The sequence below is a fragment of the Mesorhizobium sp. B2-6-4 genome (genome assembly GCF_006441495.1).
In the GTDB taxonomy this organism is placed as follows: Bacteria; Pseudomonadota; Alphaproteobacteria; order Rhizobiales; family Rhizobiaceae; genus Mesorhizobium.
In genome coordinates this window covers 7,501-23,719 of record NZ_VFUE01000015.1, presented here as the reverse complement: position 1 = coordinate 23,719, position 16,219 = coordinate 7,501, and the positions used below count along the sequence as shown (strand labels likewise).

The window sequence follows — 16,219 nt, the reverse complement described above, 5'->3', positions numbered from 1 at the left end:
AGTCGGGCGTGGGGGAGGGAAAGTCAAGGCTGCATTTTCGCCTGCTGACAGTGCGAGGCCGGCACCGCCGACAAGCGCCCTCTATTGCCGGCGGCGCCCTGTCAGGACGTGTCAGCTCAGGGAGCACCTCGGCCGAAACAAAAAAGCGGCGGCGTGCGAAAAAGGGAAGATCGTGTTGAGAAAAGGAGATGGCCGTGATTCAGACCGCATCGATCCTTTGGCGCAGGCTCGACCTTGAAGGTCACGATTCCTGCATGCTCTCGCAGCGGCCCGGCGGGCACCGCCTGAAGGGGCAGGCCATCTTCCTGCAAGACGACAAGCCGTGTTGCATCGCCTACGAGGTGGATTGCGATGCCGGCTGGCACACGCGCTCGGCACGTATCGAGGGCTTTCTCGGCCCGCAAGAGCTTTCCCTGGGGATCGAGCGCCATACTGACGGCTCCTGGACGCTGGATGGCGAGCCGCAGCCGGAGGTGGCCGGCCTGATCGACGTCGATCTCGGCTTCACGCCGGCTTCGAACCTCCTGGCGATCCGCCGGTTCGCGCTCGCCGTCGGCGAGGCGACGCCGGCACCGGCCGCCTATCTGGCCTTTCCCGAGCTCAGAGTGACGCGGCTCGACCAGGCCTACCGGCGCCTCGACCCGGCCCGCTATGCCTATGCCGCGCCGGCGTTCGGCTATGAGGCGGTGCTGGAGGTCTCTCCACTCGGCTTCGTGCTCGACTATCCAGATTTGTGGAAGAGCGTCGCCCGCCCGGGCTGAGGTCCGCCGCTCTGAGAGCCTTGCCGGTAGCGGCGCTGCGCAAAATGGAGTTCCAGTCCAGCAGGCACGTGGCGCCCTTCTTGTGCGCCATCGCTTGCGAAGCCTGGATGTTTTGGCTAAGGAGGCCGCGCATTCAGCGGCCGGCGCCAGCCGGGCGCTTTCCTCGGTTTTTCGGCGCAGAGCCGGCTTCAGTCAAAGGCATTTCGCTTCCATGGCGCGCATCGTGATGAAATTCGGCGGAACCTCCGTCGCCGACATCGCCCGCATCCGCAATGTGGCGCGTCACGTCAAACGGGAGGTCGATGCCGGCCACGAGGTGGCGGTGGTGGTCTCGGCGATGGCCGGCAAGACCAACGAACTGGTCGGCTGGACGCGCGAGGCCTCGCCGATGCACGACGCGCGCGAATATGATGCCGTGGTTGCGTCCGGCGAGCAGGTGACGGCAGGCCTCCTGGCGATCACCTTGCAGAACATGGGCGTGCACGCCCGCTCCTGGCAGGGCTGGCAGATCCCGATCAAGACCGACAACGCGCATGGCGCGGCACGCATCCTCGATATCGACGGCGCTTTCCTGATCAAGCGCTTCGGCGAGGGCCAGGTGGCCGTCATCGCAGGTTTCCAGGGCATCGGACCGGACAACCGCATCGCAACGCTTGGTCGTGGCGGCTCCGACACCAGCGCGGTGGCGATCGCGGCCGCCGTCAAAGCCGACCGCTGCGACATCTATACCGACGTCGACGGCGTCTACACCACCGATCCGCGCATCGAGCCCAAGGCGCGGCGGCTGGCCAAGATATCGTTCGAGGAAATGCTTGAAATGGCCTCGCTCGGCGCCAAGGTTCTGCAGGTGCGATCGGTCGAGCTTGCCATGGTGCACAGGGTGCGTACCTTCGTGCGGTCGTCCTTCGACGATCCCGACGCGCCCGGAATGGGGGATTTGCTCAATCCGCCCGGAACGCTTATTTGCGACGAGGAAGAGATCGTGGAACAGCAGGTCGTCACCGGAATTGCCTATGCCAAGGACGAGGCGCAGATTTCGCTGCGGCGTGTCGGCGACCGGCCGGGCGTCGCCGCCGGCATTTTCGGGCCGCTGGCCGAGGCCAACATCAACGTAGACATGATCGTCCAGAACATTTCCGAGGACGGCAAGCTTACCGACATGACCTTCACGGTGCCCTCCGGAGACGTGGACAAAGCGCTGGCCGTGCTCGACCGGCTGAAGGCCGATGTCGGCTACGACGTCGTGCAGTCGGAAGCCGGCATGTCGAAGGTCTCGGTCATCGGCATCGGCATGAGAAGCCATGCCGGCGTTGCCGCCACCGCCTTCAAGGCGCTGGCCGAGAAGGCAATCAACATCCGCGCCATCACCACCTCCGAGATCAAGATTTCGATACTGATCGACGGTCCTTACACGGAACTCGCGGTTCGCACTTTGCATTCCGTCTACGGTCTGGATAAGCAGTAGCAGACTGAATCAGTTGTTGCGTGCGTGCCGGCGGCGGCCGAAACTGCGCCGGCAAGAAGCCTATTGGAGAAGAAGCCGCGATGCGTGACCCGGCCAGTGGCCCGCGCGTTCTGCTGAAACGGCTCCGCGAGCTCATGCAGGAGCCGCTGGAGCCGCAGGAGCGGCTCGACCGCATCGTGCGCGACATCGCCTCCAACATGGTCGCCGAAGTGTGCTCGCTCTATGTGCTGCGCGCCGATTCCGTGCTCGAACTCTACGCCACCGAAGGCCTGAACCCGAACGCGGTGCACCTGGCGCAGCTCAGGCTGGGGCAAGGTCTGGTCGGCACGATTGCCGCCAGCGCGCGGCCGCTCAACCTGTCCAATGCGCAGGAACATCCGGCCTTCGCCTACCTGCCGGAAACCGGGGAAGAGATCTACAATTCCTTCCTCGGCGTGCCGGTGCTCAGGGCAGGGCGCACGCTGGGCGTGCTGGTGGTGCAGAACAAGACCATGCGCCACTATCGCGACGACGAGGTCGAGGCGTTGGAAACCACCGCCATGGTCATCGCCGAGATGATCGCCACCGGCGATCTGGCGCGGCTGACGCGGCCCGGCCTCGAGCTCGACCTGCGCCGCCCGGTCAGCTTCACCGGCCTGTCGTTCAACGAGGGCGTCGGGCTCGGCCATGTCGTGCTGCACGAACCGCGCATCGTCGTCACCAACCTGTTCAACGAGGACAGCGAAGAGGAAGTCCGCCGGCTCGAGGCATCGCTCGGCTCGCTCAGGCTTTCCATCGACGACATGCTCGAGCGCCGCGACGTCGCCTTCGAGGGCGAGCATCGCCAGGTGCTGGAAGCCTACCGCATGTTCGCCAACGACCGCGGCTGGGTCCGGCGGCTGGAAGAGGCGATCCGCAACGGCCTGACGGCGGAAGCTGCGGTCGAAAAGGTGCAGAGCGACATGCGCGCGCGCATGCTGCACATGACCGATCCTTATCTGCGCGAGCGGATGAGCGATTTCGACGATCTCGCCAACCGGCTTCTGCGCCAGCTGATGGGACGCGGGCCTGATGATGTCGCGGCCTCGCTGCCGAAGGATGCCATCATCGTCGCCCGCTCGATGGGCGCCGCCGAACTGCTCGACTACCCCCGGGACAAATTGCGCGGACTGGTGCTCGAGGATGGCGCCGCCACCAGCCACGTCGTCATCGTCGCGCGCGCCATGGGCATTCCCGTCGCCGGGCAGATGAAGGGCGCCGTTTCCATGGCGGAAAACGGCGATGCCATCATCGTCGACGGCGAGGAAGGCGCGATCCATCTTCGTCCGCAGTCGGATCTCGAAGCCGCCTATGCCGAAAAGGTGCGGTTCCGGGCGCGCCGGCAGGAAGTCTACCGCGAACTGCGCAAGAAGCCGTCGGTGACCAAGGATGGCGTTGCGGTCGACCTTTTGATGAATGCCGGGCTTGCCGTCGACCTGCCGCAACTGGCCGAATCGGGTGCCGCCGGGATCGGCCTGTTCCGCACCGAATTGCAATTCATGGTCGCCTCGACCTTTCCCCGTGCCGAGGCGCAGGAGCGGCTCTACCGCGACGTGCTCGATGCCGCGCGCGGCAAGCCGGTCACCTTCCGCACCATCGATATCGGCGGCGACAAGGTGCTGCCCTATTTCAAAGGCGCCATCCAGGAAGAGAACCCGGCTCTCGGCTGGCGGGCGATCCGCCTGACGCTGGACCGTCCGGGATTGCTGCGCACCCAGATCCGCGCCCTGCTGAAAGCCTGCGGCGGGCGGGAGCTCAAGCTGATGCTGCCGATGGTCACCGAGCTCGGCGAGATCGCCCAGGCGCGTGAAATCATCGACCGCGAGGTGCGGCATCTGTCGCGCTTTGCCCATCATTTGCCGACCAGCCTCAAGCTCGGGGCAATGTTGGAGGTGCCGTCCCTCCTGTTCCAGCTTGACGAGTTGATGAAGGCGGTCGACTTCGTCTCGGTCGGCTCGAACGACCTGTTCCAGTTCGTGATGGCGGTCGACCGCGGCAACACGCAGCTTTCCGATCGCTTCGACACGTTGTCGACGCCGTTCCTGCGGGTGCTCAAGACCATCGCCGATGCCGGCGCCCGCAACCACACGCCCGTCACACTCTGCGGCGAACTCGCCGGCAAGCCGATCTCGGCAATGGCGCTGGTCGGCCTCGGTTTCCGTTCTATCTCGATGTCGCCCGCTTCGATCGGTCCGGTCAAGGCGATGCTGACCGAATTGCCGCTGGAGGCGTTGAAAGCGTTCTTCGACGACAATCTGATGGCGCCGGCCCAGGTGCTGCCGATGCGGGCGCTGCTGCAGGCCTTTGCCGACGACCGCTCAATTCCGTTATAGCACCTTTGCAATGATCTCCCTTCCCCGCGACCGCATGGATCAAGTCGTCAAGCGTTTCGAAATGCTCGAAGCGCAGATGTCGGCCGGCCCGGCGCCGGAGGCCTATGTTAAGATGGCATCGGAATATGCCGAGCTCCAGGAGATGGTTGCCAAGGTCAGAGCCTTGCGCTCGGCCGAGCAGGAGCAGGCCGATCTCGAGGCGATGCTCGCCGACAAGGGCACCGATGCCGAGATGCGGGCGCTCGCCGAGGCCGACCTGCCAGAGGTCGATGAGCGCATCGAAGCGTTGCAGAAGGACATCCAGATCCTGCTCTTGCCCAGGGATGCGGCCGATGACAAGAACGCCATCCTGGAAATCCGCGCCGGCACCGGCGGCGACGAGGCAGCATTGTTCGCCGGCGACCTGTTTCGCATGTATGAGCGCTATGCCGCTTCGCGTGGCTGGCGGTTCGAGACGGTATCGGCCAGCGAGGGCGATGCCGGCGGCTATAAGGAAATCATCGCCACGGTTTCCGGCAAGGGGGTTTTCGCGCATCTGAAATTCGAGTCCGGCGTCCACCGGGTGCAGCGCGTGCCCGCGACCGAGGCCAGCGGACGCATTCACACCTCGGCGGCGACGGTAGCCGTGCTGCCGGAGGCGGAGGAAGTCGACATCGACATCCGGGCCGAAGACATCCGCATCGACACGATGCGCGCGTCGGGCTCGGGCGGCCAGCACGTCAACACCACCGATTCGGCAGTGCGCATCACCCATTTGCCGACCGGCATCATGGTGGTGCAGGCGGAGAAATCGCAGCACCAGAACCGGGCCAAGGCCATGCAGATCCTGCGGGCCCGGCTCTACGACCTGGAACGCAGCAAGGCCGATGAGGAGCGCTCGGAATCGCGCAAGTCGCAGGTCGGCTCCGGCGACCGCTCGGAACGCATCCGCACCTACAATTTTCCGCAAGGCCGCGTCACCGATCATCGCATCAACCTGACGCTCTACAAGCTCGACCGGGTGATGATGGGCGAACTCGACGAAGTCATCGACGCTCTGATCGCCGATCACCAGTCGAAGCTGCTCGCCGATATCGGTCTTGATGGCTGATCCTTTGCCCCAGGCGCTGGGGCCGCTGCTGCGGGCAGCGCGAGCGCGCCTGGCCGCGGTCGATGATCCCGCGCTCGATGCAAGACTGATCGTGGAGCACTTTTCAGGTACGACCCGCACGCAGGCCATTGCCGATCCCGAACATGCGGTCGATGCCGCTGCTCTTGTCCAGATCGACCGCGCCTTGAGGCGCCGCGCGGGCGGCGAGCCCGTGCACCGCATCCTGGGCTATCGGGAGTTCTACGGGTTGCGGCTGTCGCTGTCGCCGGAAACGCTCGAGCCGCGGCCCGACACCGAAACGCTGGTCGAGGCCATACTGCCCTTTGTCAGGGCAACCGTCATGCGCGAGGGCGAGTGCCGCATCCTCGATCTGGGAACCGGCAGCGGAGCCATCGCGCTGGCGCTGCTCAGCGCCGTGCCGGCAGCGATTGCCACCGGGGTCGACCTCTCGGAAGGGGCGTTGAGGACGGCAACGCGCAATGCCGCGAAATTGGGGCTTGGCGACCGGTTCACGGCGCTGCTGTCCGACTGGTTTGAAAAAGTTTCTGGTCGATACCATGTAATTGTCGCAAACCCTCCCTATATACGATCGGAAGACATCGGAAATCTGCAGGATGAAGTCCGCGATTTCGACCCGCGCCTGGCCCTGGATGGCGGCGCGGATGGGTTGGCCCCTTACAGGGTCATCGCCGCTGAGGCGGCTAAGTTTCTAGAAGCCGGAAGCAGGATTGCGGTCGAGATCGGCTACACACAGCACATCGAGGTCACCGCTATATTTCGCTCGTCCGGCTATGCGGTCGCTGGTGCGTTTGGCGACCTCGGCGGAAACGACAGGGTTCTTGTCTTTCAACGGGGAAAGCCTTGACGCAGTGCGAAAAAAACCGCTTGGCAATGCCGGGGAATGCGGCTAGGGTCGCGTTAACCGGATGAGACGAAGCAGGCAGTGCTCTTAGCGATTCGGTTTTCCTTGGAAATAGCTGCCTTCTTGCGCAAACGACGCCCAAGCTTCGTGCGGGAATCGTCCGGCAAGTGATGTAACCGGAACAGGATGGCACGTGGCGCCAACGCAATTGATGCGGGCGAACGCCGGTGAAGAAACGAAACGGCTGGCTGCATGAGCGCCACCGTTCGTGAAGAGTTTTCGAAAATTTCAATATGAAGAGAGTCGAATGAGGCCACAACAGCAGAACAGGCGCATGCGCGGTCGCAACAACAATGGCGGCGGCGGCAACAACAACAATAACAACAACCGCAAGGGGCCAAATCCCCTGACGCGCAACTACGAGAGCAACGGCCCGGACGTGAAGATCCGTGGGTCTGCTCAGCAGATCGCTGAAAAGTACGCCACCCTTGCCCGTGATGCGCAAAGCTCCGGCGACCGGGTGATGGCGGAGAACTATCTCCAGCACGCCGAGCACTATAATCGCATCATTGCGGCCGCGCAGGCGCAGATGCCGATCCAGAACGTCCAGCAGAATCGCGACGAATTCGACGATGATGGCGATGAGGATCGCGACGAGTTCGACAATGCCGGCAACGCCGGCAACAACGTTGCGGATGCGCCGGTTCCGGTGATCAATCACGGCGCGGGTCCGCAGCCGGTTATCGAAGGCATGCCGGCCGAAGTCGCGCTGAACCGGGAAAACGGCCGCGATCGTGATAATCGCGATCGTGATAATAATGGCGGGCGCAACAGTGGCGGCCGCGACAACAATGGCGGACGCCATCGCGACCGCCGCCCCAATGGCGGCTATGGCCAGAACAGCCAGCGCGGCGATTATGGTTCGTCCGCCGAGCAGGGTGCCCAGCAGCAGCGCAACGAGACGGCCGAACAGGCCGAGGTCGCCACGCCAGCCGAATCCGCCGCGCCGGTCGAGCAGGCGGCGCCGCTGTTCGAGAACCTGTCGCCGGCCGGGCTCGCAGCCCAGGCCGAACTCAATGAGACGGCCGCGGAGACTAGTCCCAGCCGTCGTCCGAGGCGTCCGCGCCGCCCGCGCGGCAATGCCGACCAGATCACCAGCGGCAACGACAATGCCGACGCTGGCGAGGTGGTCGCGGCGCCGACGGACAATGGCAACGCCGACACCGCGGTCGCCGACATCGACAACTGAGCGGCGACGCTTCCATGCATTGAACGGCGGAGAGAAATCTCCGCCGTTTTCGTTTTGCGCGGCCGTGGAATATTATGCTTTCGCAGCCATCGAGACGTCTTGAGGGTTCGCGGGTTGCGCACCATATCAGCCTCAACTGGACCCGGCTCTCACGGGCGGGTCCGTCACCGCAAACTGATCCGGTGCCGCAAAGCGGGCCGGTGATGGAAGGAGACAGGTATGAATCTCGAGAAATACTCGGAGCGCGTGCGCGGCTTCATCCAATCCGCGCAAACCATGGCGCTCTCGCGCAACCACCAGCAATTCACCCCCGAACATATCCTGAAAGTGCTCGTCGATGACGACGAGGGTCTGGCTGCGTCGCTCATCGAGCGCGCCGGCGGCAGCGTCCGCGACGTCAAGCTCGGCATCGAGACGGCACTCGAAGCGATGCCCAAGGTGGAGGGCGGCAACGGCCAGCTCTATCTGGCACAGCCGTTGGCCAAGGTGTTTTCGACGGCCGAGGAACTGGCCAAGAAGGCCGGCGACAGCTTCGTCACGGTCGAAAGGCTGCTGACCGCGCTGGCGGTCGAGAAATCGGCCAAGACATCAGACATACTGGCCAAGGCCGGCGTTACCGCGCAGGCGCTCAACCAGGTGATCAACGATGTCCGCAAGGGCCGCACCGCCGATTCGGCGAATGCCGAACAGGGCTATGACGCGCTGAAGAAATACGCGCGCGATCTCACCGCCGATGCCCGCGCCGGCAAGCTCGATCCGGTCATCGGCCGCGACGACGAGATCCGCCGCACCATCCAGGTGCTGTCGCGCCGCACCAAGAACAATCCGGTGCTGATCGGCGAGCCGGGCGTCGGCAAGACGGCGATTGCAGAAGGCCTGGCGCTGCGTATCGTCAATGGCGACGTGCCGGAATCGCTGAAGGACAAGCAGCTGATGGCGCTCGACATGGGCGCGCTGATCGCCGGCGCCAAATATCGCGGTGAGTTCGAGGAGCGGCTGAAGGCCGTGCTTTCCGAGGTCACTGCCGCTGCCGGCGGGATCATCCTGTTCATCGACGAGATGCACACCCTGGTCGGCGCCGGCAAGGCGGACGGCGCCATGGATGCGTCCAACCTTCTGAAGCCGGCGCTGGCGCGCGGCGAACTGCACTGCGTCGGCGCCACCACGCTCGACGAATACCGCAAGCATGTGGAGAAGGATGCCGCACTCGCCCGCCGCTTCCAGCCGGTCTTCGTCGAGGAGCCGACGGTGGAGGACACGGTCTCCATCCTGCGCGGCCTGAAGGAGAAATACGAACAGCACCACAAGGTGCGCATTTCCGATTCGGCGCTGGTCGCGGCGGCGACGCTGTCCAACCGCTACATCGCCGACCGGTTCCTGCCGGACAAGGCGATCGACCTCGTCGACGAAGCCGCTTCGAGGCTTCGCATGCAGGTCGATTCCAAGCCCGAAGCGCTGGACGAGATCGACCGCCGCATCATGCAGCTCAAGATCGAGCGCGAAGCGCTGAAGGTCGAGAAGGACGAAGCTTCGAAGGACAGGCTTGCCCGGCTCGAGAAGGACCTCGCCAGCCTCGAGGAGGAATCGACCGAGATGACCTCGAAGTGGCAGGCCGAGAAGCAGAAGCTCGGGCTCGCCGCCGACCTCAAGAAGCAGCTTGACGAGGCGCGCAACGAACTGGCCATCGCCCAGCGCAAGGGCGAGTTCCAGCGCGCCGGCGAGCTTGCCTATGGCAAGATCCCGGAACTGGAAAAGAAGCTGAAGGAAGCCGAGGCCCAGGACGGCAAGGCCGGCATGGTCGAGGAAGTGGTCACGCCCGATCATGTCGCCCACATCGTCTCGCGCTGGACCGGAATTCCGGTCGACAAGATGCTGGAAGGCGAGCGCGACAAGCTGTTGCGCATGGAAGACGAGATCGGCAAGCGCGTCGTCGGCCAGGGCGAGGCGGTGCAAGCTGTTTCCAAGGCAGTGCGGCGCGCTCGCGCCGGCCTGCAGGATCCGAACCGGCCGATCGGCTCGTTCATGTTCCTCGGCCCGACCGGCGTTGGCAAGACCGAACTGACCAAGGCGCTGGCGAACTTCCTGTTCGACGACGAGAGCGCGATGGTGCGCATCGACATGTCGGAGTTCATGGAGAAGCATTCGGTTGCCCGATTGATCGGCGCGCCTCCCGGCTATGTCGGTTATGAGGAAGGCGGCGCGCTAACCGAAGCGGTGCGGCGCCGGCCCTATCAGGTCGTGCTGTTCGACGAGATCGAGAAAGCGCATCCCGACGTGTTCAACGTGCTCCTGCAGGTGCTCGACGACGGCCGGCTCACCGATGGGCAGGGCCGCACGGTCGACTTCCGCAACACGCTGATCATCATGACGTCGAACCTCGGCGCCGAATACCTGGTCAATCTCCGCGAGGACCAGGATGTCGACCAGGTTCGCGACGAAGTGATGAACGTCGTCAAGGCGTCGTTCCGGCCGGAGTTCCTCAACCGCGTCGACGAGGTGATCCTGTTCCATCGGCTGCGCCGGCAGGATATGGGCCGCATCGTCGAAATCCAGCTCAAGCGGCTGGAAAACCTGCTGGTCGACCGCAAGATCACGCTGTCGCTGGACCAGGAGGCGATCGACTGGCTGGCATCCAAGGGTTACGACCCTGCCTATGGCGCGCGGCCGTTGAAGCGGGTGATGCAGAAAGACTTGCAGGATCCGCTGGCTGAGAAGATCCTGCTCGGCGAGATTCTCGACGGCTCGACCGTCAAGGTGACCGCCGGCTCCGACCGGCTGAATTTCCGTTCGAAGCCGACGGTCGTCGCGACCGAAGCGGCAGCATGATTGAACGCCGCGCGCCCAGGACGGGCGCGCGGCCTTTTCGCGTCTTTCGGCAGGAGCACGCATGACGCTGGACGACTATAACGGCCTCTGCGCCTCGCTGCCCGCCACATCGCATGTCGTCCAGTGGGGCGGCACCCATGTCTGGAAGGTCGGCGCCAAGGTCTTTGCCATCGGCGGCCGGAGCGAGGGCCGCGACCCTTTCATCACCTTCAAATGCTCCGACATTGCCTATGATGTGCTGAAGGAGCAGCCGGGCTTGCGGCCCGCACCCTATCTTGCCTCGCGCGGCATGAAATGGATCCAGCGCCAGACAAGCCAGAGCATGGATGATGGCGCGCTGAAGGATTACCTGCGCGAGAGCCATCGTCTTGTCGCCCTGAAGTTGACGAAGCAGGCGCGAAAGGAACTGGGACTTGCCTGAGGCTAAAGCGCGTCACGTTCGACGGATTCAGGCGACGCGCTTTAGCTCTTGGTTCTATGCATGTCGTTCGCCCCAAACCGGGCCGCTTTTGGACGATATGCATTTAGCTGATATTCGTCGAGGCGCCGGAAAACCGCCATCTTCATGCCCGGTTCATATTGGAACCTTATGGTCGGGCGGTGGTTCGCTGGCGAAGGATTCGCTACGCGCGAAAGCCGCCTGCGACGGCAATTACGGACCGGAGAGTTTGCCCACGATGTTGCGGACGATCTTCACCCTTTCGGCACTTGCGGCCGGACTGGCGTTTTCAAGCGCGTTCGCCGCGCCGACTGAGGACGCTTCGCCGCGGGTCGTCCGCCCCGCTGACGGCGGCATCCTGCTGGCCCAGGACGGCAATCTCGACATCTATTACGACGCCAGGGGGAACCGCGTCATCGTCGATGCGGACACGGGCAAGGTCGTCGCCATCCAACCGCCGCAGACCAGGCTCGACCGACGCGCGCTGCGCCGCGAGACACGGCTGCGCGAACTCGGCCGCGTTCCCGCCGACGACGACCGCTACTATCTCGACGATCCGGAAGACATGGCACGCTTCCGCCGCAGGCAGATGGAAGACGAAGGCCGGGTCATCGCGCCGCCCGTCCAGGAATATGATCCCTATGGCGACAATTCCGTCGAGGCCTACCCGCCGGCCCCCGGCGGCGACGGCGTCTACGACGACAACTATCCGGAAGCGCCGCAGCCGGCAACGCCGCCCTCCATCAAGCGGCAGCCGCTGAACGAGGCCTCGATAGAGCCGGTCCAGCCCACGGCTCCCGCCGCGCAGCCGGCGCCCGCAGACGAGGCGGGATTACCGCCGAAAGCAGGCGGCAAGACTGTGGTCGACCCGTCGCTTTCGCTCGGAGCACGCCAGGATGTCGCGGCTCTGCAGGTGCTGCTTGATCGCGGCGGCGCTTCGCCTGGCGTCATCGACGGGCGCTTCGGTTCGAATGTCGACAAGGCGCTGGCTGCCTACAACCAGATCACCGGCAGCAATCTGCGATCGACCGACGCCGTCGGCATCCAGGCGGCCCTTGCACAATCGGGCGGCGATGCCTTGGCCAACTACACGATCACGCCGGAGGATGCGGCCGGTCCCTATGTTGCGTCGATCCCGGAAGATTACAGCCAGAAGGCGCAGCTCGACCGCATGGGCTATACGTCCGTCACGGAAGCGCTTGCCGAGCGCTTCCACATGGACGAGAACTATCTCAAGGCGCTCAACCCGGAGGCCAATTTCAACCGTCCCGGAACGATCATCAAGGTTGCCAATTTCGGCAGACTGGTGTCGTCGCCGGTGGCTCGCATCGTCGCCGACAAGGGCAAGAAAGAGGTCTTTGCCTATGATACGGCGGGCAAGCTGGTCGCGGCCTATCCCGCCACCATCGGCTCGTCCGACACGCCGTCGCCGTCCGGCATTCATGCCGTGTCCCGTGTCGCGCTTGATCCGAACTACACTTACAACCCCAACATCAATTTCAAACAGGGCGAGAACAATAAGGTCCTGACCATTCCGCCCGGCCCGAATGGCCCTGTCGGCTCGGTGTGGATCGCGTTGGACAAGCCGACCTACGGCATCCATGGCACGCCGGATCCCTCGAAGATCGGCAAGACCGAAAGCCATGGTTGCGTGCGACTAACCAATTGGGATGCCCGCGAACTGGCCAAGCTGGTTTCGCCCGGCGTGACGGTGGAATTCGTCGACTGAGACGATGCGGCGTTCGTCGCTGGTTAGAGCGGTTCAGTGTTCGATGGACTTCCGAGCCGCTCCAGCGCTGCGCGCTTTTCCCGGGAAACCGCCACGTTTTTCCTGGAATTGCTCTACCCGATTATCCTGCGCAACCATTTCGCGCTCGGTGTCGCGGCATAAATCAGCTGCACCATGAGAATGAAGCCGACGCTGAGCAGCGGGGTGACCAGACAGAGCAGGGCGCCGACCGCCCACAGAAGCTGCGCCTTGACGATGCGCAGGTAGACCGTGCGTTTCGTTTCGACGTCGACATCATCCGCCAGAAGGCCATTTTTCTCCGCATAGCGCCAGCTGGCGATCAGGGTGACGCCGAGCATCAGCAGATTGAGCCAATAGACGGCGACCGCGGTTCTGAATTCGAGGAAGTCGGCCAGAAGATCGGTCGAGAACGGCAGCAGGGCGATAAAGGCGAGAAAGCACAAATTGAGCGTTGCCAGCCGCCTGTCGGATCTGGTGATCAACCCATGCTGCGCCTGCTGGCCGAACCAGAAGATGGTCAGCGTCAGGAAGGAAAGCGCATAGGTCAGGAAGCGCGGCGCCAACGCCAGGACGGCGTCGAGGAGATCGCCTTCGGAATGGATCGCCTCGTGCGTCGGCACACGAATCTCCAGAACGATCAGGGTCAGCGCGATGGCGAAGACGCCGTCGGTCAGCCCGACGACGCGGTGGAGCCCGGACTGGGATGGTTCGAGCGGTCGCTTCATCGGTTTTCTCCCCTGCCTGATCGGCTCCCATTCGATGCCGCGTGAAAACTTAGCATGCCGGCGCTTGTTTGCACCTGCGTGGGCCGGCACCTGCCAATGCGGCCAGGTGGCTGCGCAGCTGGTTTCAACGACCGGGACCGCTGGCTGGTTGTTGCGCGCGCGCCGCGGGTTTATGCAGGTTGCATGCATTCACCGAGCAAAGCCGCTGCCGTCCCGCCACCGACCGCCAACGGTACGTTCTGCCCGCAGTCGCAGCGGCGTTATGTGCTGATCGCCGCGATCCTGGCTTCAGCGCTTGGTTTCATCGACGGTTCGATCCTTGCCATCGCCACGCCGGCAATCCGCGTCGATCTCGGCGCCAGCCTGGCGCAAGCGCAGTGGATATCCAATGCCTATGCGCTGACGCTTTCGGCGCTCATCCTTGCCGGCGGTGCTGCGGGCGACCGCTTCGGCCTGCGCCGCGCCTTCGTCGCCGGCATCGCGCTGTTCATCGCCGCTTCATTGGCCTGCGCGCTGGCGCCCAATCCGGCGGTGCTGATCGCGTTTCGCGCAATCCAGGGCGTCGGCGCGGCGATCATGGTGCCGGGCAGCCTTGCCATCATCGCCAAGGCCTATCCGAAAAAGGAGCGCGGCCGCGCAATCGGCATCTGGGCCGCCGCTTCGGCGCTGACCACGGCACTCGGTCCGGTGCTGGGCGGTTTCGTGCTGTCGACCCTCGGCAATGGAATCTGGCGTGCGATATTTGCCATCAACCTGCCGCTTGGGCTGGTTTCGATCTACCTGCTGCTCGCCAAGATCCCGGCGGATCGGCCGACCGAAAAGCGCAGCCTCGATCTTGGCGGCGCGGCGCTGGCGACACTGGCCTTCGGGTTGCTGGCCTACGGGCTGACGGCGATGAACGCGGAGGCTGCCGGATTCATGTCGGGTTCGGCAATCGTTGCCGGCGTGGTCCTGCTTTTCGTCTTCATTTTCTACGAGCGCCGGCAGCGCGAGCCGATGATCGATCTCAATCTGTTTCGCATCGGCGCCTTCGCCGGCGCCAATCTCGCGACCTTCTTCCTCTATTTCGCGCTGTCGGCCAATCTTTTCTACCTGCCCATGCTTTTGATCGCCGGCTGGGGGCTGAGCACGGCCGAGGTCGGCTTCATCTTCCTGCCGCTGTCTGCATTGATCGCACTGCTGTCTGGGCCTGTCGGCCAGTGGTCCGACCGGATCGGACCGCGTTTTCCGATCGCCAGCGGCAGTCTGGTGGTTGCCTTCGCCTTCGCCGGGCTTGGCTTGTTGACGCATGCCGGTATCCACAATTTCTGGACCGGAACATTTCCGCTGATGGCGCTGATGGGGTTCGGCATGGCGCTGGTGGTGTCGCCGCTGTCGACCGCGATCATGACGGCGGTGGAAGACAAGGATACGGGCGCGGCCTCCGGTATCAACAATGCCGTCTCGCGCATAGGCGGCCTGATTGCGGTTGCGGCTATGGGGTCGCTTGCCGCCTGGGTCTACGCGAAGGCCCTGGATGGCAGCGCCTTGCCCGGCGTGCCGGGGTTCGGTGAACCGGCGACGACCGGACTGGCCCCGGCTGTCGACGCCGCACGGCTTGCCGCCAGCGACGCCGCATTCTCGGCTGTTTCCTTTGTAACGGCGCTGCTTTGCCTGCTTTCGGCTGTCATCGCCTGGATGACGATTTCAGGCGAATCATTGCCATGGCGCCGGCCCGCCGAAAACCCTCGCGACTGACGGGTGGATCGAAGGAACTATCCTTCGATCTTGGCGCTCGCGACCTTCAGCGAATCACTGTCTTCCTGCTTCAGCAGGTCGTCGATGCGCTCGCGTTCACGCTTGAAGGCGACAAGGTCCTCGCCCTTCAACACCTTGCCGACGGGCAGGCGGACGCGCATCGGATCGACCTTGGTGCCATTGACGATCAGCTCGTAGTGAAGATGCGGGCCGGTGGCGAGGCCGGTCTGGCCGAGATAGCCGATGGTCTGGCCTTGGCGGACGTGAACGCCCGGTTCGATGCCTTTGGCAAAAGCGCTCTGGTGATTGTAGGAGGTCTCATAGCCGTTGGCATGGCGAATGATGATCTGCTTGCCATAGCCGCCGGCCCAGCCGACCTTCTCGATGACGCCATTGCCCGCGGCGATGATCGGCGTGCCGATGGGGGCTGCCCAGTCGACGCCGGTATGCATGCGGACATAGCCGAGGATCGGGTGCCTGCGCGCGCCAAAGCCGGAGCGGAACTTTCCGGCCGGCAACGGATTGCGCAGCAGGAACTGCTGGGCGCTCGAGCCGTCCTCGTCGAAATAATCCGTGCTGCCGTCCTGCATCTGGAAGCGGTAGAAATTGCGCGTCTGCCCGCCGAAGGTCGCCGAGACGTAAAGCAGTTCGGAATTGTCCGAGGTCTGGTCGTCGCCGTCGGGCTGCGAGAACAGCACTTCGAGACGGTCGGCCGGATTGAGGCGGGACTGGAAGTCGACATCGGAAGCCAACAGCTTGATGAGCCGCTGCGTCATGGCCTTGGACATGCCGTAGGAATAGGCGGCGCGGTAGATGCCGTCATAGACGTTGGGCAGGTTGCCGCGCACCACCACTGGCGCCGACGAATCATCGAACGCCGTCAGCAACTCCGGATTGGGCTCCGGTTCCTGCGCCGGCACATACTGGCCGCGATCGTCGAGCGCTATGGTGACGATATGCTGGG

General features: G+C 64.1%; 12 protein-coding genes (1 of these 12 cut by a window edge). 10 read left to right on the top strand and 2 right to left on the bottom strand.

Going from position 1 to position 16,219, the window contains the following annotated elements; translation table 11 throughout:
• Positions 1-188: 188 nt before the first annotated feature.
• The 9 genes from FJ426_RS20935 to FJ426_RS20895 all read left to right on the top strand — a co-directional run bounded on the left by FJ426_RS20935 (position 189) and on the right by FJ426_RS20895 (position 12,772).
• Positions 189-761 (top strand): putative glycolipid-binding domain-containing protein, encoded by a 573-nt coding sequence (locus FJ426_RS20935; RefSeq protein ID WP_140560196.1) that lies wholly within the window; start codon positions 189-191, stop codon positions 759-761.
• 211 nt (positions 762-972) lie between these two features.
• Positions 973-2,226, top strand: a complete 1,254-nt coding sequence (locus tag FJ426_RS20930) for an aspartate kinase (protein WP_140525454.1) — start codon at positions 973-975, stop codon at positions 2,224-2,226.
• 80 nt (positions 2,227-2,306) lie between these two features.
• Positions 2,307-4,577, top strand: a complete 2,271-nt coding sequence (gene ptsP, locus FJ426_RS20925; protein WP_140560197.1) for a phosphoenolpyruvate--protein phosphotransferase — start codon at positions 2,307-2,309, stop codon at positions 4,575-4,577.
• Between the two features lie 10 nt (positions 4,578-4,587).
• Positions 4,588-5,667: a peptide chain release factor 1 gene (gene prfA, locus FJ426_RS20920; protein ID WP_140560198.1), complete on the top strand. Its 1,080-nt coding sequence runs from the start codon at positions 4,588-4,590 to the stop codon at positions 5,665-5,667.
• Positions 5,660-6,532 carry a peptide chain release factor N(5)-glutamine methyltransferase gene (gene prmC / locus FJ426_RS20915; protein WP_140565939.1) on the top strand — a complete coding sequence of 291 codons (873 nt, stop codon included), beginning with the start codon at positions 5,660-5,662 and terminating at the stop codon, positions 6,530-6,532. Before prfA ends, prmC begins: the two co-directional genes overlap by 8 nt.
• Positions 6,533-6,836: 304 nt before the next feature.
• Positions 6,837-7,778 (top strand): DUF4167 domain-containing protein, encoded by a 942-nt coding sequence (locus tag FJ426_RS20910; RefSeq protein ID WP_140560200.1) that lies wholly within the window; start codon positions 6,837-6,839, stop codon positions 7,776-7,778.
• A 219-nt stretch (positions 7,779-7,997) separates the two neighbouring features.
• The gene (gene clpB / locus FJ426_RS20905; RefSeq protein ID WP_140560201.1) at positions 7,998-10,604 is read left to right on the top strand and encodes an ATP-dependent chaperone ClpB; all 2,607 of its coding nucleotides are present in this window, start codon (positions 7,998-8,000) and stop codon (positions 10,602-10,604) included.
• A gap of 61 nt (positions 10,605-10,665) precedes the next feature.
• Entirely contained in the window at positions 10,666-11,025 is a 360-nt protein-coding gene (locus tag FJ426_RS20900) for an MmcQ/YjbR family DNA-binding protein (protein WP_140560202.1), read from the top strand.
• Positions 11,026-11,281: 256 nt separating this feature from the next.
• On the top strand, positions 11,282-12,772 hold the full coding sequence (locus FJ426_RS20895) for a L,D-transpeptidase family protein (protein WP_140560203.1): 1,491 nt from the start codon (positions 11,282-11,284) through the stop codon (positions 12,770-12,772).
• Positions 12,773-12,885: 113 nt separating this feature from the next.
• Here the strand turns inward: FJ426_RS20895 and FJ426_RS20890 are convergent, their stop codons facing one another.
• Positions 12,886-13,518: a TMEM175 family protein gene (locus FJ426_RS20890; RefSeq protein ID WP_140513832.1), complete on the bottom strand. Its 633-nt coding sequence runs from the start codon at positions 13,516-13,518 to the stop codon at positions 12,886-12,888.
• 183 nt (positions 13,519-13,701) lie between these two features.
• Here FJ426_RS20890 and FJ426_RS20885 point away from each other — a divergent pair, with 183 nt between their 5' ends.
• Positions 13,702-15,255 carry an MFS transporter gene (locus FJ426_RS20885; RefSeq protein ID WP_140513831.1) on the top strand — a complete coding sequence of 518 codons (1,554 nt, stop codon included), beginning with the start codon at positions 13,702-13,704 and terminating at the stop codon, positions 15,253-15,255.
• A 17-nt stretch (positions 15,256-15,272) separates the two neighbouring features.
• Here the strand turns inward: FJ426_RS20885 and FJ426_RS20880 are convergent, their stop codons facing one another.
• Positions 15,273-16,219, bottom strand: the end of a protein-coding gene (locus FJ426_RS20880; RefSeq protein ID WP_181168324.1) for a M23 family metallopeptidase. It continues 1,024 nt past the right edge of the window; the window shows 947 of its 1,971 coding nt (coding positions 1,025-1,971); its start codon lies off the right edge, out of view; its stop codon occupies positions 15,273-15,275.